Annotated in this window: 9 protein-coding genes; 3 read left to right on the forward strand and 6 right to left on the reverse strand. The window is 43.1% G+C overall.

All coding sequences use genetic code 11. The annotated features are described in order from the left end of the window. Nucleotides 1-146: 146 nt before the first annotated feature. The 5 genes from ACUR5C_RS14465 to dapA all read right to left on the reverse strand — a co-directional run bounded on the left by ACUR5C_RS14465 (nucleotide 147) and on the right by dapA (nucleotide 6,386). Nucleotides 147-1,799: a zinc-ribbon and DUF3426 domain-containing protein gene (locus ACUR5C_RS14465; protein ID WP_454465883.1), complete on the reverse strand. Its 1,653-nt coding sequence runs from the start codon at nucleotides 1,797-1,799 to the stop codon at nucleotides 147-149. Nucleotides 1,800-1,865: 66 nt separating this feature from the next. Beyond that, nucleotides 1,866-2,753 (reverse strand): 50S ribosomal protein L11 methyltransferase, encoded by an 888-nt coding sequence (gene prmA, locus ACUR5C_RS14470; RefSeq protein WP_454465884.1) that lies wholly within the window; start codon nucleotides 2,751-2,753, stop codon nucleotides 1,866-1,868. Nucleotides 2,754-2,835: 82 nt separating this feature from the next. Then, nucleotides 2,836-3,822, reverse strand: a complete 987-nt coding sequence (locus ACUR5C_RS14475; RefSeq protein ID WP_454465885.1) for a proline racemase family protein — start codon at nucleotides 3,820-3,822, stop codon at nucleotides 2,836-2,838. A gap of 45 nt (nucleotides 3,823-3,867) precedes the next feature. After that, entirely contained in the window at nucleotides 3,868-5,448 is a 1,581-nt protein-coding gene (locus ACUR5C_RS14480; RefSeq protein ID WP_454465886.1) for an aldehyde dehydrogenase family protein, read from the reverse strand. A gap of 38 nt (nucleotides 5,449-5,486) precedes the next feature. Next, the gene (gene dapA / locus ACUR5C_RS14485; protein ID WP_454465887.1) at nucleotides 5,487-6,386 is read right to left on the reverse strand and encodes a 4-hydroxy-tetrahydrodipicolinate synthase; all 900 of its coding nucleotides are present in this window, start codon (nucleotides 6,384-6,386) and stop codon (nucleotides 5,487-5,489) included. Nucleotides 6,387-6,579: 193 nt separating this feature from the next. Here dapA and ACUR5C_RS14490 point away from each other — a divergent pair, with 193 nt between their 5' ends. The 3 genes from ACUR5C_RS14490 (at nucleotide 6,580) to ACUR5C_RS14500 (ending at nucleotide 10,365) form a co-directional block, all read left to right on the forward strand. After that, nucleotides 6,580-7,800 carry a M24 family metallopeptidase gene (locus ACUR5C_RS14490; RefSeq protein WP_454465888.1) on the forward strand — a complete coding sequence of 407 codons (1,221 nt, stop codon included), beginning with the start codon at nucleotides 6,580-6,582 and terminating at the stop codon, nucleotides 7,798-7,800. Between the two features lie 24 nt (nucleotides 7,801-7,824). Beyond that, nucleotides 7,825-9,102: an NAD(P)/FAD-dependent oxidoreductase gene (locus ACUR5C_RS14495; protein WP_454465889.1), complete on the forward strand. Its 1,278-nt coding sequence runs from the start codon at nucleotides 7,825-7,827 to the stop codon at nucleotides 9,100-9,102. 102 nt (nucleotides 9,103-9,204) lie between these two features. Further along, nucleotides 9,205-10,365 (forward strand): tetratricopeptide repeat protein, encoded by a 1,161-nt coding sequence (locus tag ACUR5C_RS14500; protein ID WP_454465890.1) that lies wholly within the window; start codon nucleotides 9,205-9,207, stop codon nucleotides 10,363-10,365. Nucleotides 10,366-10,406: 41 nt separating this feature from the next. On the opposite strand, the gene ACUR5C_RS14505 is transcribed toward ACUR5C_RS14500, so the two are convergent. Beyond that, a complete protein-coding gene (locus ACUR5C_RS14505) occupies nucleotides 10,407-23,084 on the reverse strand; it encodes a fibronectin type III domain-containing protein (RefSeq protein WP_454465891.1) in 12,678 nt (4,225 codons plus the stop codon). Between the last annotated feature and the right edge of the window lie 79 nt (nucleotides 23,085-23,163).

Below are 23,163 nucleotides of genomic sequence, written 5' to 3' on the forward strand. Positions count from 1 at the left end.
AAAAAGTTGAATTTTTTAAGTGGTTTTTTTAGTAAATTTCCTTGCAATTTAAAATTTGTATAGGAATCAACTAACTAGCTAAGGCATTAAAAAAGTCCCGCGGCGTACTTGACGCGCAACTCATACTTAATGCCTTTCACAACAAACTATTCGAAGTGAATTTCGAAGCCTAAAGCATCCGGATGCGGTAACTCGATGTTAAAACTAATATGAACTTCACTATTAATTGGCATTAATTGATCCGCCCGTTGTTGAAAGTAATCTTGTGGAGAAAAAGATTTCTGAGCCACTAAGGCGCCTTGCGAGTTACTAAATTTAATCAAAATATTAGGGAAAGGCTGTTCAAATTCAGCTTGATTGCTCATCAAGATTTTAACATCGAGCAGGTTTTCATTGGTTTCCGAAGGTGTTACGAGTCGCTGCAATAACTTAATGTTTGCAACATCTTTACGCGGCTGAATATCGCAGGGTAGTAGCTCACACAGACTTTGGGTAGCACTACCCCATGTTTCATCCCAAGCTAAACTTTGTCTATTTTGCCAAAAGCTATAGCTCCCCCAGCCTAAACCAATAATCATTACACTGGCTATCATCAAACTACGTAAAGTCGTTTTCTTGGTGGAAACAATTCCTTCAAACTCATCCAGTGGATCAGGCTCTATTTCACTATCGTTTATTTGTTCACTTAAGTTATCTGCCAATTTGGCTAAATCTTCTGGCTCAGCGGCTAAGTCAAGTTCCGCTATATCATCGCTTTGGTCTTTACTCGCTGTTGGCGCAGGCCCAGACTTGTTTTCTGATTCGTCTAGCTCGCTAGACTCTGACTGAGGTTCTGGTTGAAGTTCTGGTTGAGAATCTTGTTGCTCCTCACTGGCGACACTAGAGTCAATATTTATGTCTAAATCTGAATCTGAATCGGAATTGGCGCTTGGCGCAGGTGGCTTTGGTTTAGGATTTTTAGCCTCGTCAGTTGGATCAGAAAGACTATCATCTAAACTCATTTCAACTTGGTCTAACATCGCATCGATGTCTAATTCGGGTTCATGCGACTCTATGCTGTCAACCTCATGCTCATCCTCGGCTTGTTGTAAAACTTCTTTAGTCTCGACTTGCTCTACTACAACTTCGTCAATTGCGCCTAACTTATCAGCCGGCGAAGCCGACATTTCTAAATCATCGAGTGCGGCTTCAAATGACTCATACAATTGTTCAGAGGAGTCCTCCGCAGTGGTTGTTTCGGTAGAATCCATGGATGCAGTGGCGAGTGCGCTGAGGCCGTCATCTTCTTGACTAGTTTCATGCGAGGGAATGTGTGCTAAATCTTCTAGAGAGTGCTCTGGTTCGGAATCGGCTGAGTTCTCTTGCGGCACTTGCCAGTCAGTTTCCTGTTGTTCCAGTCTATCGCTCTCATTCGACTCTGGCTCGGCGTCTACTGGCTCGGCGTCTACTGGCTCAAAGTCTAAAGCTTCTTGTTGTTCCGGTTGGGTTTGCAAATTTAACTTAAGATCAGCCAAATCGGCATCACTCGCATCAATATCGCCTAAAGAAGGTTCGCTCTGCTCAGCCTGCTCTATTGATTTATTATCGATTGCCGGCGCCTGCTCAACTTGACTAGGCTGTGTTTGATTAACTTTAGCTGCTGCCTGAGCCCTAGGTTGTAATAAGTGATCGGTGGCTAAAAAAACTTCTAGACATGCGCCACAACGGACTTTGCCATGTGCCATTGCAAGCATTTGCTCAGTCACCTTGAAAGCCGTTTGACATTGAGGGCAGCGAGTATATTGACTATTTTGTGGCACTAGCTTACTTCCTTGAGTTTTTATTTTTGTTAAGCTTTAATTTTTGTTTTACCGATAGCTTTACTGTTATTTCGCTCGTTTAGTTCCAGACAAACAGCCCCACTCATTTTCAAATACCGCAGGCTGCATGTCGAACCACTGAGAATAAACTTTTAATAAATTGTCTGCTTGTGTATCAAGTAACCCCGACAAAGCGAGTTTAGCATGAGTTAAGCAATGAGCGGAAATTTGCTCTGCCAATGACTCTAATGGGCCAGCAAGAATATTAGCCACAAGTACTTCTACTTTTACTCCGTCTAAAATATCAGGCTGCCCAACGATTAAGCGCTCGTCTAGTACCTGATTTCGCTCGGCATTATCTTTAGTCGCTAAAATAGCTTGCGGATCGATATCAACGGCAACCACTTTTTTAGCACCTAGCTTCAGTGCGGCGATTGCTAAAATACCTGAACCACAACCAAAATCAATCACCGTTTTGTCGTTTAAATCAATCGAGTTTAGCCAACGTAAGCACATAGCCGTGGTGGGATGTGTTCCTGTTCCAAAAGCGAGTCCAGGATCTAACATAATATTAACGGCACTGGGCTCTGGAACCGGCTTCCAACTAGGGCAAACCCAAAGCTTATCTCCAAAGCGCATTGGCTCAAACCGCTCCATCCATTCGCGCTCCCAATCTTTGTCTTCTAATAATTCAAATTTACCTTGTTCGCAATACTGTGCTAGCGGGTGCGTTTGCCACACTTTAAGTAATGCTTGGGTATCGGTTGTAGCATCGAAAAGCACCATTATTTTAAGGTTTTGCCATAAAGGCGTTTCACCGGGTAATGGTTCTAGGATGGGCACATCTTCTGCGTCCATTAGCGTAACAGACAATCCACCTAACTCAATAAGTGCATCGCCAACTTCTTCAGCATGCTGTTGCGTTGTTAAACAGGCAAATTGTAACCACGGCATAGTTTAGCCTTCTCTCGGTTTTGTCTAGGGATCTCAATCTCGCTAGTTTACCTGAATTCTATTTTGATGAGAAAAAATCTTGCTAAATAATTGCGCTAGCAGCAAAGCCAAAGTTAAATTTGTCGTGAGGGTTATCTATTATCCGAACTTCTTGACTGATGTAGGCTTCGCCGCTAATTAATGGAATGACTTGCCCATCGATCAACTTAACCCTACCTTCAAAAATACTTCCTATAATGCTTTGTTGACGCCAAACCTCGCCAGGTTGAATAATGCCATCTGCAATTAAGCAAGCTAACTTGGCTGAAGTACCTGTGCCACAGGGAGAGCGATCAAAAACTTTTCCAGGGCACATCACAAAATTCATACTCTCAGCCAATGCTGGATCCGCGGGTGCACCAAAGAGTTCAACATGATCAATTAACGCGCCATTTTCAGCACTAATACCGGCACTCTCAAGGGCTTGCCTAACCCGCCAACAATACTCTAAAAGCTGCTCACTGTTTGACTCGGCCAGTTGCATCCCATGTTGTTTAATTAAGAAAAACCAGTTGCCGCCCCAAGCAATATCGCCCACCACTTTAGATCCCTTAGGGTCATCGAAACGAGCAGCCGGCGGCAGCGTTACTTCTACCCCCTTGGCATAGCGATAGCTTGCGACGTTTTCTACTTCAACCCGGTTTGGAGACAATAAGTTTACCTTCACTTCACCTACCGGTGTTTCGAAAACGTGCATGCCTAGGCCGATTTTGCCCAAATAATATAGCGTCACTGCGACCCCGATGGTGCCGTGACCACACATACCTAAATAACCAACATTATTAAAAAAAATAACCCCAGCAGCACACGCTTTATTCTTAGGTTTAACTAATAAAGCCCCGACCATAGTTTCAGCACCTCTCGGCTCAAGCATGATTGCACGTCGAATAAAATCGAATTCACTCGCTAACACAGCGGCTTGTTGTGAGACTAAACCACCGCCTAAATCTGGCGCGCCTTCTACTATGGTGCGGGTTGGCTCACCGCCGGTGTGTGAGTCAATAATCTTTAATTGTGAAATTGATTGCATTGTGTGTGCTGCCGCCTTTTTGCTTGTTCGCTTTTTAAAGCACAATTAATTCTCTTGAATATCGCGCTGGGTCCACTCACCGTCAACTAACCGCCAAGCCTTTGGCTGTGGGTTTCGATTTTTTAACACCAAAGGTAAACGCGACTCTGGCACATTATCAAAACATTTAATTGCGGCAAAGCGCTTTATGCTTGCCGGAAAACCAACCGCGCTAAAACCAGCATGACCACTCGCGGGATAAGGACCACCATGGTTCATTGCCGAACTTACAGCAACCCCAGTAGGCATTTTATTATTAATAACCCGGCCAACTTTAGAACATAAAACCGGTTCAATTTTTTGGTAATCTTCCTCATCACTCGTCGCATCTTGAATATAAATGCTCCCAGTTAAATTACCTTGTAAACTATGTAAAGCACTCGCAACTTGCTCAATACTTGAGTAACGAACAATCAAAGCGGCATTGCCAAACAATTCTTGCTGCATTAATTCGCTATTTTCTAAAAATTGCTCAATTGAAACGCTTAGCAGAGTATTGGCAAAACTAAAGCGCGGTTCGGTTGACGTTTGGTTACCGGCCAAAACTTGCGCTCCAGCAGCTATAAGTTGATTGGCGCCAGCCTGTAAATGCTGCGAAGAATTAATGGTTAACAAGGTCGCATTAGCGGCCTGATTAAAACCTTTGCTAATTAGGCTAACCACTTGATCACCTGCCGCAGTTGAGCTCACAAACAACAACCCAGGTTTGGTACAAAGCTGACCAGCAGCTAGCGTACAACTTGCAACAAACTGCTCGGCTATAGATTCAGCATTTTGCTCCACCGCTTGCTCTAATAGAACCACAGGATTAATACTAGAGAGTTCTAAATAAATGAGGTTGCCCGCTTCATCTGCGGCTTTTTTTAGCGCCAGTCCTGCTGCTCTAGAGCCAGTAAAAGCAGTTGCTCCCAGTCGCGAGTCAGCAACAAGCTTTAAACCGTCGGCATTGTCTAACGCATAAATCATTTGCACTGTAGCCGCAGGTAATCTAGTTTCAACCGCCGCTTTAAAAGCAAGCTCCGTAAATAGTTTTGTGGTGTAAGGGTGGCAAAGGTGAGCCTTTATTATCACCGCATTACCAGCAGCAATCGCTGCCGCAAAATCTCCACCGGAAGCACTACCAAACGCAAAAGGAAAATTATTAGGCCCGAAAATCGCGACCACTCCAATCGGCTGCATAACCGAGCGTATATTGTTAGACCTATCAATAACCGGGTGACACCAACTAAAATGTCGCGCAGCATCAGCCGCTTGGCGCAATTGATTAACCGTTCGAGGCAACTCAACATCATTTAAACGCGGCGTTTCTGCAAGCCCTGTTTCCAAATGAGCCGCCGACACCAGCTGAGCGCGATTTTGCTCTATTTTGCTTGCGTAAACTTCTAAAAACTCGGCGATTTTTTCTGCCGGCAATGTTGCTAATTTTTGCTGCGCATCGACTGCGGAATTTAACGCTTGCTCACAATCATCCCAACTCGAAATAGGAAAAATTTGACTAAGCTTTTCTCCGCTGCTCGGATTATCCGCTTGAAACTGACCGACCGCTGTTGCCGGTCGCCATTGACCCTCTATTAAAACTGGCTGCATTATATAAATCTCGTATTAGTAATTAAAATACCAAAAAATTAAATTAACTGTGGGCGAGTTCTTTCTGCTTCTCGATACAGTTCAATCACAGCTTCACGCTGTTGCCCTGACAGTGGTAAACGGGGAGCGCGCACCAACTCGCTTCCTCGCCCCGCTAACTGCTCAGCCAATTTAATACATTGAACTAAAGTTGGAATGGTGTCGAGTCGAAGGAGTGGTAAAAACCAGCGCCAAATTTTACGCGCTTCTTCAAAGCGGCCCTGTTGAGCCAAATTAAAAATAGCAACAGACTCTTTAGGGAATACATTGGTTAATCCAGAAATCCAACCGGTTGCTCCCAGCATTAAGCTCTCTAATGCGATATCATCAACGCCGCCAAACACCACAAACCGGTCGTCAAACTCTCTAAATAATTCAGTAATGCGGCGCGTATCTTCGGTTGCTTCTTTTACTGCAACAATATTACTTTCTTCTGCTAAAACTTTCATTCCTTGAATGCTAACATCTACCCCATAAGTAACCGGGTTGTTATAAACCATAATAGGTAACTTAGTGCTACGAGCGACAGTTTGATAATGAACTATCGCCTCAGCCTCTGTCGAGCGATAAACCATGCCAGGCAATACCATTAAACCGTCAATCCCAATTTTTTCTGCATCTTGTGCGTAACTAACCGCTAACGCAGTGGTGTTTTCTGCGACGCCACTAATCACCGGCACTCGGCCATCAACGTGAGCAACTGCCTGTTGCATCACCGCTCTTTTTTCGTCAGCCGATAACGAACAGTTTTCTCCTACGGTTCCGCACACAATAATTCCATGCACGCCATCTTGAATAAGTTGATCCAGCATTCTCACATTGGCGGCATGATCAACACTAAAATCAGCCTTAAATTGTGTGGTAACAGCTGGATAAACACCTTGCCAACTCACTTTCATAAAGTTCCCCAGTTAACTTATTTAACGCTCGAGCCTTTAATTAGGCCGATTACCTAAAATGGATATTTTAAAACCGCGATCAGACTAACATTATTTTGTGTACAATAAAATAATTTATTATTATAATCCAGCTAAGCTATCGTTATAAAATAGCTTGAGTTAATTAATAGGCTATTCAACATAGGAAAATATTATGACGCTTGGCGTTGGGAACAAAACTCAATCTGAGGCATTGGCGCAGCTTGAAAAGCTTGATTTATCAATAGAAGATATTAGCGTTGATGAATATCAAGCCAGAATTGCTAAAGCTCAGCAGCTGATGCGCCAACAAGATATTGGCGCAATGTATTTAAACGCTGGCACTAATTTAGCTTATTTTAGCGGGACTCGTTGGTATGCAAGTGAACGATTAGTTGGCGCGATTTTGCCAGCGGAAGGCGAGCTAGAATATATTTGTCCTCACTTTGAGGTTGATACACTGCAAGGTTATATGCAAATCAAGGGCACCATCTATTCATGGCAAGAGCACGAGTCGCCTTACCAATTAGTGATGCAGCGCCTAGCGCAAATACCTAGTCGCTCAAAAGTTTTAGCCATTGACGAGTCCACGCCTTTTTTTGTTGTTGACGGCTTAGCTAAGCTATCCAACGAGTTTCGTTTTGTTGACTCAAAAAGCATTACGGCCGGCTGTCGAATGATTAAATCCGCAGCCGAAATTAAACTGATTCAAACTGCTATGAACATCACACTCGCCACTCATCAAGCTGCCGCCTCTATTCTTAGAGAAGGAATAAGTAGCAGAGAAGTGAGCGACTTTATTAATCAAGCGCATCAAGTTATGGGCACAGCCGGTTCATCCTTTTGTATTGTTTTATTTGGCCAAGATAGCGCATTTCCTCATGGCGTAAAGTCACCTAAAACGCTCGCTAAAAACGACATGGTTTTAATTGACACAGGCTGCAAAATTAAAGGCTATCACTCAGATATTACTCGCTCATATGTATATGGCAAAGCCAACCAAAGACAAACTCAAATGTGGAACCTAGAAAAACAAGCACAAGCTGCGGCATTTAATGCAGCGAAAATTCAAGCCACTTGTGCTGAGGTTGATATTGCAGCCAGAAGCTACTTAGCGCAGCAAGGGCTTGGCCCAGAATACCAATTACCAGGATTGCCTCACCGGACAGGACATGGAATTGGCTTAGATATTCATGAATGGCCTTACTTAGTAAAAAATGACCACACCCCGTTAGCTCCTGGCATGTGTTTTAGTAACGAACCCATGCTAGTAATTCCCGGTGAGTTTGGGATCCGTTTAGAAGATCATTTTTATATGACTGAGCAAGGACCAAAATGGTTTACTCAACCTTCTTATTCAATTGACGATCCTTTTGGTCTTGCTATTGAACATTAATAGTCCTTTTAATGGAGCGAGTAATTGAAAACTAAAGCGGTAGAAGTTGCCGTAATTGGTGCCGGAATTATCGGCACTTGTATTGCCGAACGACTGCAAAGAAATGGCAAGCAAGTGTTGTTAATAGATAAGCAACAACCAGGTGAAGGCTGCTCTAAAGGCAACGCGGGTCATTTTGCCAGTGATGTGATTTTACCGCTCGCCAACTTTTCAACAATTCTGCAAGTACCCAAATTACTTTGTGATCCCTTGGGACCTCTTGCCATTCAATGGCGTTATTTAATTAAGCTATTTCCTTGGCTTGTGCGCTTTGCATGGGCAGCTATGCCACACAAAAGTGCACATACAATCGCAGCGTTAAAACAATTAAACCGGCCATCAATTGGAGAGTTTACAAAATTACTTAAACATCACCAGCTCAGCGAGCTAATGCAACAAAAAGGCGCACTAACTATTTTTAATAGCGCTAAAGGTCAGCGGCAATGTTTACAACATTTAACTAAAGTCGCGGCTCATGGGATTAATGTGAGGATGCTCAGTGCACAACAACTGGCTGACCTAGAACCGGCAATTTGCGTTAGCTCAGACGCACACCCAAAGCAGCCGAAAATAAAACCCGCTTTGGGCGCACTCTATTACCCAGATAGTGCTCACTGCATTGATCCTCAGCAGCTGGTTACTCGCCTAGCAGCGTGTTTTTTACAGCAGCAGGGTCAGTTTCAGCAAGCACAAGTTGAGCAATTACAACCGAATGAGAAGGGTGTCTTGATCAGTACAAAAGGGTTGCAAATACAAGCTGAAAAAATAGTCGTCGCTGCCGGAGCTTGGTCAAAACCTTTGGCACAACAACTTGGTTTTAATGTTCCTCTAGATAGCGAGCGAGGCTACCATTTAATGCTTCCACAGCCGCAAGTTTCACTCAATAGACCAATTTCTAGCTGGGAAAATTCCTTTGTAATGACGCCGATGCAGCATGGTTTACGACTTGCTGGAACCGTTGAATTTGCAGGTCTATCTGCTCCGCCAAACTATCAAAGAGCTGACATGCTGTTAACCCATGCAAAAAAACTTATACCACAAGTTAATGGTGACAATTCCACTCGTTGGATGGGGTTTAGGCCTTCATTGCCAGACTCACTTCCTGTGCTTGATAGTACTCACCAAAATAAAGTGCTATGGGCATTCGGGCATCAGCACTTAGGGTTAACCCAAGCAGCGGTTAGCGCGAATATTATTGCGCAGCTGTGTTTCGACGGTAGCTTACAGCCTGCGAATAACCCATTTGAGATCACTCGCTTTTAACTGCTACGAATAGCTCAAATAGACTCTCACGATTTTATTGGTTATAGTCGATTGCAATTATTTCTGCCACTAGATGCTGGCACTTTAACTAGGGAGTTTATTTTGCCTCAAAATTTTCGAATTTATCTAGTCACTTTTATTAGTGTTTGGGTGTTTATTTCACCGTTTATGCTAAACGCCAAACAGTCAAAAACTGAGTTTGAAAATGCCTCACACGCATTGTCTCAAGCCGTGGTTAATCGCGACACAGATTTTATTTCACGGAATATCAATATTGAAGCGCTTTTGCAAAAGGCTTTTAAGGGCATAGATGTTTCCAGCAAGTTCAAAAACGAATTTAGTCAGAGTTTTACCCAAACAGCAAAATCCCAGCTTGGCGCAGGCTTACTCCAACATGTTCCCCAAGATGCCATTATTAAACAGGTTGATAATCAAATTCGCCCCCATCAAGCCGATACAGCTTTTCGCTTTGACCTTGGCGAAAATGGTTACGCCTATATTCGCTTTATTTTAAGAAAAAATGCAGCCAATAAAGTTCAAATAGTCGACTGGTATGATTATTCAAGGGGCCAAAATTATAGCGAAACTCTTGCAACCTTAATAACTAGCATTGCTCCCTCACCAGGTCTTTTAGGCAAGCTCGAAGACTTAGCTAATGATAAGAAGTCGCATAGAAAGGTCACCTTGACGCTAGTCAATCTAATTAAACAAAAAAACTATTTAGCGGTTAAAAAAGTTTTTCTTGAACAAAAAACAATTATTGGCAGCAGCTGGGTACTATCAAGCTTGGTGAGTGGTGCTAGCAACCTCTCTGGCGATATGGAGTTTTATAAATTAGCGCTCGCCAACATTGCAAAGAATTTTAGTGACGATCAACGAGCGGCATTTACCTTAATGGATTACTATATCTATGCTGAAGACTATCCACAAGCTATTGCCCAAATGCAAAAGATCTCGAATCAATTTAGCAATCAAGATGCCGCTATGGAAAATATGATTGCGTCAGTTTATCTTTTACAGAAAAAATATGAGCCTGCAATAGCTTACGCTAGCAAAAGTATAAAACTAGAACCGGACTTTGAAGAAGGTTATTGGACACTAATAAATATTTATACCGAGCAAGGAAATTTTGCAGCCGCAATTAAATTTTTAAAACAACTGGAAACTGATTTTGGCTATGAGTTTTCTGTTGAAAATTTTGCAGACGATGAATTCTATAAAGAGCTATCCCAGTCTAAAGCATTCGCTGACTGGCTTCTTTAAACAGATTCAGTAACGCCTTAAATATAAGGCGTTACTGCGTGCTAAACCTTTGCTCGACGCTTGCGTCGTTGGCCTATTATCACTAGCCAATAGATGCAAAGTAAGCTTAAAGGCATTGCGCCGCCACCACTACTTTTTGGTTCTAAGTTAATTGGGGTAACGGCTTTTGCTATCACCACTACGCTCACTGATTGAGTCAAGCTACGGCCTAGTGCATCAGTGATAGTTAAACTAAAAGTTAAGGTACCGCGCGGCGCATTGTTAACCGAAGCTGTGAGTTGATTGGCATTGCTTATGGTAGCGCTGCTACCAGCGGTTTGCTGCCACAAATAAGCAACAATGTCATTGCCATTTTCGGTCACGCTGCCAGCTAAATTAAAACTACCCCCTTCTTCGAGACTTGCAACTGGAGTGAGAGCTAAGGTTGCCGGTGCTATCATTTGACTAATGCCCCCCGGATCAACCACGCTGCCATTCGCTATGCCATCACTATCATTAGGCCCGCCATCTTGAATCAGTAACATCGCACACCAATGGCCCTCATTCAATCCAGGTTGATAATTTGCACTACCGGGCGAAGGACAAATACCAGGTGCTCCCGGCGCAGAATACAATTGATTATTCTCGTCAAGCACATAATCCTGCCAACCATTTTCGAAATTAAGTTTACGGTAAACCGCATCGGTTGGAATGGCTTGTTGCTGCGGGATCACTAGCTGCACTTTACTGCCTGACTGTGGAATGTCATGCAACTCAAAATCAAATAGTCCTCCCACTCGGGTGTAATAAATATCAGCCCCGTACTGACCAAATATCGGATGACTTTCAAGCGTCGTGGCACTTAACGCAGCCCCGCCTGTTTGCTCAGACTGTGCGACAGCTCCCAACACTAAACTCACGCCGAACTCTGTTTCAAGCATAAAGCGGTTATAAGCGTTTGTTTCACTGCCATTATCGAGACTAGTCTGCGCTTGTAATAAATGATTCGCATCTTCACTATCTAAATAGTTAGGAACGCCGTCACCGTCGCTATCTTGCCAACCATCAAGTGAGTCCACCACACCGTCCGCATCACTGTCTTGCGTATCAGACAAGCTCGGCGCACTTGCCAATACCAGCAGGTTTATCGAGTGAGTTGTGGCAAGACTCGGCGAACCATCATCACGGACAGTCACACTTTTTTGATAAACTCCTAAAGCGACATCTGCCGGGTCGAATGTTAATTCTCCGGTTAACGGGTCGATACTTAATACGGCATTATCGTTTTCGTTCCATGTAACTGTATGTTCATCTAAGCGATTAGGATCGTTAATCGCCAACGACAAAGTCACGGGTCCATCTGTCCATGTAACTTGCGAAACAGGCAAGCCATTTTGAAGTGCACTAATCTTAACTCTGGGCGCGACATTACCACTCACAATATGAATTTTCTGTTGGCTATTCGCAGCCAATGTTGCATTGTTCGGTGTTGCGAGACTAAGCGTAATTTGTTCATCACCTTCAGCTAAATCATCCTGTAAAATATCTAACAACACTTGCCCGCTAGTACCTGACTCAATAATAAACGCACTCTGGCTAATTGAATAATCGTTTACATCTGCGCTCCCCGAAATACTCAAAGGAATTTCTACTGGGTAGTTTGCCGCCGGTCCAGACAGCTTAACTTGCACAATAACTTGATTACCTTCTGCGGTAATTTGAGTCGATGGAATACTTACCAAAGGTTTAATTATTAAAATTTGACTGGCTAGCGTTTTATTTCCCGCTTGGTCTTGCGCTTGCCAATCAACAATATGAAATCCCGATTTTAAATAACGACTGCTAACCAAGCTTACCGCAACATCGCCATCAACATTATCTGTCGCCGTAATATTATGACTAGGCACTGCACTCAAAAATCCAGTCGCATCAATTATCACTTGAGTTTCAAGGTTAATGACTGGGGCAACTTTATCGCTTGCGTTTAGATACTCATCAAGATTAGAAATGCCATCACCATCAGCGTCTTCATTTGCATCTGAGGCATCATTGGGGTTATGCCCATGATCAACTTCCCAGCCATCAGGCATCCCATCGGCATCGCTGTCACTATTGTTAGGGTCGGTTAAATTGGCAAACTCTTCGCGGTTACTCAGACCGTCATTGTCTTGGTCGTTAAGTGCATCACTGGCATCTTGCGGGTTTAGAAAGTGTTCGACTTCCCAATAATCGGGCAGCCCATCAGCATCGCTATCACTGATATTGTCAATGGATGAAGTGGTAAAAGTAACAATATCACTATCAATATAATCACCACTAAAATTAAACAAGCGCACTTGTGCATAATAAATTGTGGCTGGCTCTAAGCGTACTAAAACGACTTGGTGATCGAGAGTCGCGGTAAAGCTAGCTTCTTTTTCTAATAACGCATCAGCATCACGAGCGTAACTCACTTGGGCAAAGCTATAATCATTACTGCTCCAACTCAAACTCGCAGTATTTTTTGTGATTACACTAACACTTGGAACCAGGTTGAACTGCGGAGCTAATAAATTTTCATTAGTTTCTGAATTAAAATGCAACATCTCACTTGGTGCACTTTCTCCGCCTATATTGGCGAGTAAATAGCGCAGTTCATATTGAGTATTTTCGGTGAGCCCAAACAAAGGAATATAATGGTTTGTCGCAACGCTTTGACTACCAATGTGTTGCCATTCGTTCGCTCCAACGGGACGATAACTTACCTGAACAGCGGTTAATTCATTACTAGTTAGGGCAAGCGTTGCAAAGTTTCCATAACCACTGATTATCGGTGTCGAGAGGGTTGTAGGAATTGCAAGACTTGTAGCCTGTTCTTGTTCGCCGGCTAACCGTGCAATAAAATCTCTCACACGGTTTACCACGGGGTTATCTGCTAGCGTTTGAACATTTGGCTCAATCACTTGGGTTGCTTTAAACCCTTTATGGTCAGTTGCAAAAGCGGTACATTGATAACTCGTTCCAGCGCTTAAGCCTGTGAGAGTTAATTGATGCTGCTTAACTCGCTTAGCTTTACTGACTTGTTTAGTTTCACCTGCGCCCACACAAACCAGTCGGCTTTCTGCATTAACATCAGTTACCCAACTCACACTAACCGAGTGATGAGTAACTTGATCAACACTCACTGCTTGCATAAAGTGAGGTGCACCTTGGTGACCGCGCTGTTTAGAAATAAATGAACCTATTTCACTGCGCACTATGTTGCCTGCTAAATCCTTTGATTGAACCTGAAAGTAGTAAACCGTTTCTGGTTCTAATCCCGTTATCGCTATGTTATGTTGAGTTTTTAACGCGCCATTGCGACTTTCAACTCGATTCATTTGTTGCGGAGAAAGCCCAATGGTAACTAAAGTGGTCGCAGGCTCGTCGGTATTCCAGCGTATCACTACACTTTGATGAGTAATGTTTTGGATTAGCGGACTTCCCACTATAATGGGCGCACTCGTATCTGGTGTGGCTAAAGTTGTAAAACTAATTGGCTGACTTAAACTCGGGCCATTACCACGAGCATCACTCGAAGACACTGTTAAGGTGTAGCTTGTTTCAGGCGTTAAATCAGTTAACTGAATTTCGTGCTCTGAAACTAATGCAGAATCAGAAACAACATGATATTGCACTCCATCATTATAAGAAACGCCACTAGTCGCCGCCTCATCCGTTGTCCAAATCACACTCGCTTGCGTATCCGAAATATCGATGACAAAGGGGAGCAATAAAATTTGCGGTGGTTCACTATCAGGTAGGGGTAATGTAGTAACCGGCTGTGGCTCACTATAAGTAGGACCATTCGCTTGCTGATCAGAAATATCGACAGTGACATTATATTGCGTGTTAGGCGTGCGCTGATTAACCACCACCTGATGACACACAGCTAAAGAATCTAAAATGAGGTAACTTTGATCGATAAGAATATTACCCGTCACCGCTTCATCAGCACAAAAGTTTATTCTAAATTCATCTTGGGTAATATCACTAATGCTAGGTCCGCTGATAAACTGCGGTGGCGTATTGTCGACAGTTGCTAAAGTAGTAAACCCTGCACTCGCTAATGCAGAAGGCCGCATCTCTTTATCCACTGAGTGAACAGTGGCAACATAAAACGTTTGCGCTACCAACCCAGTAAGCACAGCAGTGTGTTGCGTGCTAAGTTCATTACTTTGTACCACTTGACCGTCAGACAATTCACACACGCTGGTACCTGGCTTGTCCGTTTGCCATTCAACCACCGCAGTGGTATCTGTAATCCATTTAATGACTGGGCCATTAATTATTTTAGGAATTGCAACGTCATAATGAGGCAAGAAAATATCTTCACTTGTTTCTTGAGTGAGATGATGAGTTATATTTGTTATAGCAAATCCAGAGCCAACCGGTGGGTTCACCAGCACGTCAGTAGTTTGATTAGCAAACAGTCCAAAACTAAATAGACCTAGTGGATCAGATACAGCGTGACTCGCCGCACTATCACCGGTGTTTTCTAAATAATAACTACCACTAGTATCGGCAAAAGCATGGTCACTTTGCAGTTTAACTCCGGCTACTGCGACGCCATTAATATCCAATGTTTTTCCCGAAAGTAAAGACATTGGCAAAGTCACATTGACTTGCGTATCAGTGGCCACCTGAATATTTTTCGGAAGATAATACACTGCTGCAAAATCAGGCACCGGATAATCGGTCAATAAAGCAGAACCATTCACTTGGTTCGCTGGTTGTAAATAAGGGCGTAAACGATAACTGCCCGGAGCAACTTTAAACTCAAAATAGCCATTGGCATCGGTCAATGTAGGTTTATCTGCTAGTTGGCGATTAGTTTGTTGATGAACCGTAATCAAACTGTTATCAATCGCAATACCTTGCGCGTCGCGTAAATATCCAGATAAGGTGACAGATTCAGCCAGTATAAAAGTATCCGTTCTATCATCAGTAATTAAATAGTCACTTACTTTGGTTGCTGCCACCTGCCGGTTATTAGTTGCAGGTATAAAACTAATATCCATCGCTTGGTTAGTAAATAAGGCTAAGCTGAATTGACCCGCAGCATCACTTAAGCCATGACTCACTACTGAACGGCCATGGTTTTCTAAATAATAACTGGTTTTGCTGTCACCCACTTGGCGATGCGCAATATGGCTAATCACCACTCGCGTATTGGCTACCGGCACTCCGTTTGCGTCGGTTACCGTGCCGCTTAAAATAGCCATAGGTAAGGTAATATCTTGGGTCGTATTACCCGCCACAAGAATGTTCTCTTGAGCAAATAAAACGGTTGCAAAGTCTGCTAAAGGATAGCTAGATTTTAGCTCACTACTCACTCCAAAAGGATTTAATTCTGGCTGTAACTTATACCGGCCTTCAGCGACTTGAAATTGAAAAACACCATCAGCATCGGTATAGACTTGCCCAACTTTATTGCTATTTTCTTGAGTCAACAAACTCACCTTTGCGTGGTCAATCGCGCGTCCTTGAGAATCCAGAAGTCGTCCGCTTAAACCAACTCCAGCAACTAAACTAAAAGATTCAGTGGCATCGCTCGACAAACTATATTGACTAATACGGGTTACCGCCAAATCAGTCCGGCTTGTCGGTGGCGTTAGCATTATATCCATTGCCTGATCAGTAAAAATCGCGAAGGAAAAATTACCCGACTCATCAGAAACCGCATTGCTCATACTCGTATCGGCATAATTTTCTAAATAAAAGCTCTGCTGGGTAGACTCAAATAAATGACGAATAGTTAATCCCACACCGGCTAAGGGATTACCCGATGGGTCTAAAGTTTGCCCTGACACTATAGCTAAAGGCAAAACCACATCTACTTGGCTGTCACTAGTCAAAGTTAAATTTTGCGACGTGTGAAATACCGCAGCAAAATCAGGTATTGGATAAACTGGAACGGGAGTATTCGTAATATCCATTAGCGGTTTTAACTTATACTTCCCTGGCGCCACTGAAAATTCAAAATAACCATTCGAGTCAGTCACAACACTATTCCCTACTTGAGTACCCGTGGTTTGTAAATGCAAACTCAAGTGAGTGTTATCAATAATCCGGCCTTGGCTATCTTTCAGATATCCTGACAATTGAATGGCATCACCTATCAGTGAAATTAAATGCACAACATCTTTATCGTCAACTCGAATAGGCTGTAATGGCGGTGAACTTAGGCCTAAATTTAAAGGCGGTGTCACCCCAATGTAATAGTTTCCTGCGAGCACATTTTTAAATAAGTAAGTGCCTGCATTTTTACTGGCTACCTGAGCTAATTGTTTTTGTTGGCTGTCGTAAATTGCAACCAAGGCTCCGTCAACAGGCATACCCTCACTAGAAATAATTCCGCTTAAATTAACCCCGGTTAACTCTGGCGGCGGTGGAGGCGGATTAATTATATCGGGGGTATCACATGCGTCACCAAGTCCATCACTATCGCTATCTAATTGCTCTGGATTCGGTATGGCAGGACAATTATCAATATCATTGAGTATCCCATCATTATCATAGTCACTTTCGCTACCCGCTGGAGAATCACACAAATCACCAATGCCATCATTGTCACTATCGAGTTGATCAGGGTTGGCATTTATTGGGCAATTGTCGACATCGTCAAGAACGCCATCTTTATCAAAGTCACTTTCTAGTACGTCATCGTTAAAATCATCACAGGCATCGCCTAAGTGATCATTATCACTATCTAATTGATCGGGGTTAGGCACCAACGGACAGTTGTCTAACTCATTACTCACCCCATCGCGATCAAAATCATTATCGGGATGTCGGGTGGTAAAACTAATCACTTCACTTTGCGTTAAGCTACCTTCAATATTAAATGCATCGACTTGCAGGTAGTAAAGTGTATTTTCATTTAGCCCACTTAAATCAACTTGATGATCAACTTTAAATTGAGTTTCTGCATGACTATTTGACAATGACGCAGGTGATCTTCCATAACGCAAATTAGCCGAAGAAGGCTCTAAAGTTTGCCAACTTACTGTCGCACTATTTTGTCCAATATTGCTAACAATCGGTTGTATACTAAACACCGTATCTTGTACTTGCTCTGGCGCAATCGTATTAAATTGGCCAACCGGGCATTCGCTAGTATTGCCGGCAAGGTCGGTTAAACTCACTTGCTGCTCATACTCAGTGGCAGCGGCTAGACCAGTTAACAACAACTCGTTAGCTTTACTCGGAATGAGTGATCCGCTTTGTAACCACTCATTACTAGTTGTTGCGCGGTAATTAATCACTGCGGTTGTCAGTTCATTTGAAGCCCAACTAATTTGTGCTGAGTTAACAAATCCGGTTGCACTCGTCTCGCCTTCACACACAGGCGCTTGCACATCCGGAACGTCACTGGTGGTTGCGCGCAGTTCTGCACTCACTTGTTGATTATCAATATCTGCAGAGTAAACGGTGCATTGATAAATTGTGCTTGGCTGCAAACCACTCAGGGTTAACAAATGATCTTGCAACATAACATCATCGCTAATTTCAAAACGCAGTTTTTCTGCCGGCGGCGGTGGTGGTGGTGGATCAATTTCCGTTTCAGCATCAAATGAACTATTTAATAACAAATTAGGTGATCCATTAACTCCACTAATTTTTCCCTGACTGGCAAATCCCGTTAGTCCGTCAGCGACTTGCGCAGGCGTTGCATTAGGGTGAGCTTGTAAATACAAAGCAGCAGCTCCAGCAACATGAGGTGCCGCCATCGAGGTTCCACTAATGCTGTTAGTCGATCCATTATGCCAAGTCGAAGTAATGTTAGAACCAGGCGCAAATAAATCAACACAAGCCCCCCAATTTGAAAAACTAGAGCGACTGTCACTTTGCGTGGATGAGGCGACAGTGATTGCCGCAGGAACTCTATTTGGCGAACCAGAACAGGCATTAATATTTGAGTTACCAGCTGCAACCACAAAACTTATGCCAGCACTAATCGCATTATTAACCGCGGCATCTAAAGCCGGTGAATTACCGCCACCTAGACTCATATTGGCTACCGCAGGTAGCTGTGCATTTGCAGCGACCCAATCGACTCCACGAATCACACCGGAATTAGTTCCCGATCCATTACAGCCTAAAACTTTAACGGCGGTAATGGCCACATTTTTTGCTACCCCCCAAGTAGTTGCCCCAAGAGTGCCTGCTACATGAGTTCCATGTCCGTTACAATCATTTGCAACGGTATCGTTATCAACAAAATCAAAACCATTTAAGGCGCGTCCATTAAAATCGTTATGGCTAACTAAAACGCCTGTATCAATAACATAGGCATTTACCGCTGTACCATCTAACTCATAGGTATAATCACCAGACAAAGGTAAGTCGGTTTGATCTATTCTATCTAGCCCCCAAGTCGCACCTGCTTGGGTAGCGTTAATTGAAACGATTTGATCTTGCTCAACCATCAACACTCTCGGATCTTGACGCAAACTGTTTAAGTTTGCAGCGGGTAGCGATAGCACAAAGCCATTGAGAGCATGGGCAAACTGGTGTATCACTTTACCCTTTACATTTTTACTAACTTCGGCTGCTAATTGACGAACTGACTCACTGCGAGCTTTTGATGGTAATGTAGATTTTTGATTAAGAAATTCTGCACTCGCGTGATTTTTAAACAACACAATATATTGTCCATCTATCGCACTTTCTTTATCTGCCAAAAACAACGGAGCGAGTGTTGCAGCAGAAAAAGCCGCGGTTAACTGCGGCATAGCCATTTGGTCTGTCTCACAAACTAAACGACTGTTAGAATTTAAGTTAGTTTGCCAGCCGATTGAAACTGAACTATCGGTAACGTTAACAATATCCGGGCCAGCGGTTATCTTTAGTGGGTCAAGTTCAATTTCTGGCTTAAGCGTAGTAAACGAATGTGTGCTACTAGTTACACTATTTCCGGCTAAATCCACAGACTCAACTTGAAAGTAATATAAAGTATCTGGCGTTAATCCCGTTAGCGGAACACGATGGTTTTGCGCTAATCCGGAAACACTAAATCGCTGATTTAGATCGTTTTCATTTAGCCCTAACTTAACTAGTTGCGAGGCAGCTTCATCGGTGGTCCATACTATAAACGCGCTGGTTTGAGTAATATTTTCAACCAATGGCCCAGCAATAATTTTTGGAGCAAGCGTATCCGCTACTCCTAAAGTTGTAAATTCTACTGGTGCCGATACATTTGGCCCGTTACCTAAAGAGTCGGTTGACGCAACGCTTAAAGTATAAGTTGTATTCGGCGATAGCCCAGTTAAGTGCATTTGGTGGTTAAGCACTAACTGCGAATCGCGTAATTGGCTTACGCTGTTGCCGTCAGTATAAGTGACAAAGCTATCGCTAGACTCATTGGTAGTCCATGAAACTATCGCACTAGAGTCGCTAATTTCAGTTACGATTGGGCCATTGATTTGTGGCGCGTCTAAATCTAAGTCGGCAAGTGTTTTAGCTTGAATAACTTGGCTAGTGACAGGACCATTACCTGCAATATCAGTAATAGACACACTAATTGAATAAAGCGTGCTAGGTGTTAAACCGGTAAGACTCAATTGATGACAAACACTTGGGTTACTTAGCACATGTTCTACAGAGTTAATTAAAAGTGTCGCGGTTACAGGCTCATCTGCACAAAAGGCAACTGTCAATCGATCGTAATCTATCGCAATTACTTTAGGCCCAGCAATAAACCTGGGTAAAGTCGTATCCGCTGTAGCTAGTGTTTTAAAATTCGCCGCTTTAGGTTGGGTCGTGTTGCTCTGTTCATCGGTTGATGTGACCCATGTTGCATAGTCGGTATTAGCAGTAAGCCCGGTCAGTATAACTGAGTGAGTTCGGGTCAAAACGCTACTTCGAAAGGTTGCGCCATTTACGATACTCACTTGACTATCCGCGGCTTTGTCTGTCTGCCACTCAACTAGCGCAGAGCTATCGGTAATATTTTTAACTACCGGGCCAGCAATAATTTTTGCCGGTGTTGATTCTTGCGGAGGCGTATTCGCGGTAGTAAAACTCAGTGTGTCACTACTAATAGCCACACCACTTAAATTATAAGCGTCCACTTGATAGTAGTAACGCGTTGCTGGCTGCAAATCATTTAATCTTAATTGGTGCGAAGCGCTAAGTTGCCTATTTGCCGCTACACTTGATAAGTCTTCTGCGGCTAAACCATAACGCACTTGTCCATTGCTATTATTTTCAGTTGACCAATTCACCACTGCGCTAGTCGTTTTAATGTCACTAACAAATGGTTGAACTGAAAAAGCAGGCTCAGGTAGCTCACTATTACCACCAGAATTAAATTCAACTAAGTTACAATCTTGGCTATTACCTAATTCATCGGAAAGGTTAATGATGAGCTGGTAATCGGTTTGCGGGACAAGCCCAGATAATAAATAAGTGCCGCTAGTGCTGAGGGTGTCACTCAAGCGTTGCTGCCAAGTGCTGGTATTTTTCTCGCGAAATTTAATTAACGCGTGAGCAGCTTCGTCCGCTTCCCAAAATAACTCAGCAATATCGCCATAGCCAGTTACGTTTGGTTGAACAGAGCATTGCGGTGGAGAGACATCAGTTTCATCGTTGCTAACAACGCCCAGTTGGCGGCTCGCGATAGCACCATTAACGTCAGTAGAATAAATGGCACAACGATAGCGAGTATTAAAATCTAAACCAGTCAGCGTTAAGCGGTGCTGCCTAAGCTGATCTAATTTATTCACTTCGCTAATTCCGTTTAGCGACTCACACACCAGTCGACTATCGCTGTTACGATTGGTTTTCCAACTCAAACTAATACTAGAAGCGGTTACTTTTTCAATAATAGGCCCAGAAGTTATTTCAAAATTATCGCTCGGCGCTTCACTTTCAGTTGTAAACGAAAGGATATTGCTGGTAGTCGCGTTGGCTGCCAAGTCCTTAGCTTGGAGAGTGTAGTAGTAAGTTGTATTAGGTGCTAAATCAGTAATGAGTAATGTCTGATTAGTTAAAAATTTTGGTGAGGCTTCGACCCGATTCAAATGATTAGTTTGAGTACCGATTCGCGCAATAACGCTACTCGACTCATTTGTTCGCCAACTAATTAATGCGCTGTTATGACTTATATCTTGTACTAATGGCCGCCCGATAAAATCTGGCGCTCGTGTATCCGGAGTGGCTAACGTGGTAAATTGAATAAGTTCAGAAGTTGTTGGACCATTGCCACTAGCATCGACAGAAGCAACTCTTAAGCTATAGTCTGTTTGCGCGCTTAAACCTAGTAGTAAGGATTGATGTTGCTTAGTTAAATTCTCATTACTCATCACTCGCCACACACTTGCGTCAGAGTAACTCACGCCACTAGTGGCGGCTTCGTCTGTTTCCCAGCGGACTATTGCACTTGTGTCGGTAATTTCAAAAACTGCAGGCTTTAAGGTAATTTGAGGAGAGCGAAAATCTGCAGCGGCTAAAGTTGTTACTGATTTGCTCGGGCTTGCAGGTGCAGCATTGCCCTGACCATCGAGCATACTAACGGCAACTGAATAAGTTTGATTTGAATTTAAATTTTGGATTGTTAATTGATGACAAACCGCTAGTTCAGTTAACACATGCTCATTAGAATCAACCACAACTTTTCCGTTAACCGCTTCATCGGCGCAAAAAGAAACCTTAAATTGGTCGTGCCTAACTTCCAGAATACTTGGCTGCTGAATAAACTTGGGTGGGGTAACATCAGCTTCGGCCGCGGTGGTAAAACTGACGTTCGCACTCGCTGCTAGATTGCCTTGAATATCACTAGAACTCACTTCGGCCAAATAGCTTGTTGTTGCGTTTAAACCCGTGACTACAACACTATGGAAAGTCGTTTGTTTTGAATCTGAAAAACTACCTAAGCCACTTATAGATACGCTTCCAGTAGTCACTTCATCGGTTATCCACTGCACAACTACCGAGCTATCTTTAATATTTTTAACGTAAGGCGCTACCACCAATTGAGGCGGCATTTGATCTGCAATCTCTAATTCTGCATTAAGCGTTTGATCGCTAACAAATGCGTAATTATTTTCCGCCAAGTTAGCAAAGCCACTGCCAACTGAAGGCTTAAAGGTAATATCGTACAGGCAATCTTGAGCATCTGAATAAAAGCCAGACGCTACACACTGATCGCTCGAAAATAGCAAAGCACTAAAATTACCATCAGCGTCACTTAGAATGTTTTGATTAACGTGAGAAATACTACTTTGCGAATATTTCCCTAAACTACCTTGCTCTGGACCAGACCAGACTTTCGAAGTTTCCAGTGATACATTAGCAATAGGTAGACCGTTGCTATCCACAATTTTTCCGCGCAACTCATAAAAATCAAAAATAATATCTTTTTGAATATTTTCAGTTAATGGAAAATCTTGTGTTTGAATTAATACTGAATTAGGAGCGCCTTCAAGACTAACATCTTGTGCGTTAAAATAAGCTCTTAAGACATAGTCGCCTTGCCCAAGCTCCCATGAAAAAGCGCCGTCAGCAGCAACCGTTTGAATTGAATCTACATGTACAAGACTGCCATTAACCACCTCAAAAACCATGGCACTGGCACCTTGAATAGGTGCTCCCGACTTATCTTGTATTACGCCAGATAATGTCGCGGCATGCAGTGGCGTGGCTACCCATGCTAAAAACAGCCCCAGTAAAACGGTATAAAAGTAAGTCGATACGACTTTAATTAGCGTTTTACTCATGCCATACCTCATTGATAAATCGATTGATTAATACCAAGCTAACCACAGTTTTTACATGGAAGTTGACCATGAAAGAATT

The organism is Aliikangiella aequoris (assembly GCF_053709105.1).

What these genes read in the sequence shown, in the direction of transcription:
- prmA (WP_454465884.1), bottom strand. Translation starts at nt 2,753, where the DNA reads ATGCCGTGGTTACAATTTGCCTGTTTAACAACGCAACAGCATGCTGAA.
- ACUR5C_RS14475 (WP_454465885.1), bottom strand. Translation starts at nt 3,822, where the DNA reads ATGCAATCAATTTCACAATTAAAGATTATTGACTCACACACCGGCGGT.
- ACUR5C_RS14480 (WP_454465886.1), bottom strand. Translation starts at nt 5,448, where the DNA reads ATGCAGCCAGTTTTAATAGAGGGTCAATGGCGACCGGCAACAGCGGTC.
- dapA (WP_454465887.1), bottom strand. Translation starts at nt 6,386, where the DNA reads ATGAAAGTGAGTTGGCAAGGTGTTTATCCAGCTGTTACCACACAATTT.
- ACUR5C_RS14490 (WP_454465888.1), top strand. Translation starts at nt 6,580, where the DNA reads ATGACGCTTGGCGTTGGGAACAAAACTCAATCTGAGGCATTGGCGCAG.
- ACUR5C_RS14505 (WP_454465891.1), bottom strand. Translation starts at nt 23,084, where the DNA reads ATGAGTAAAACGCTAATTAAAGTCGTATCGACTTACTTTTATACCGTT.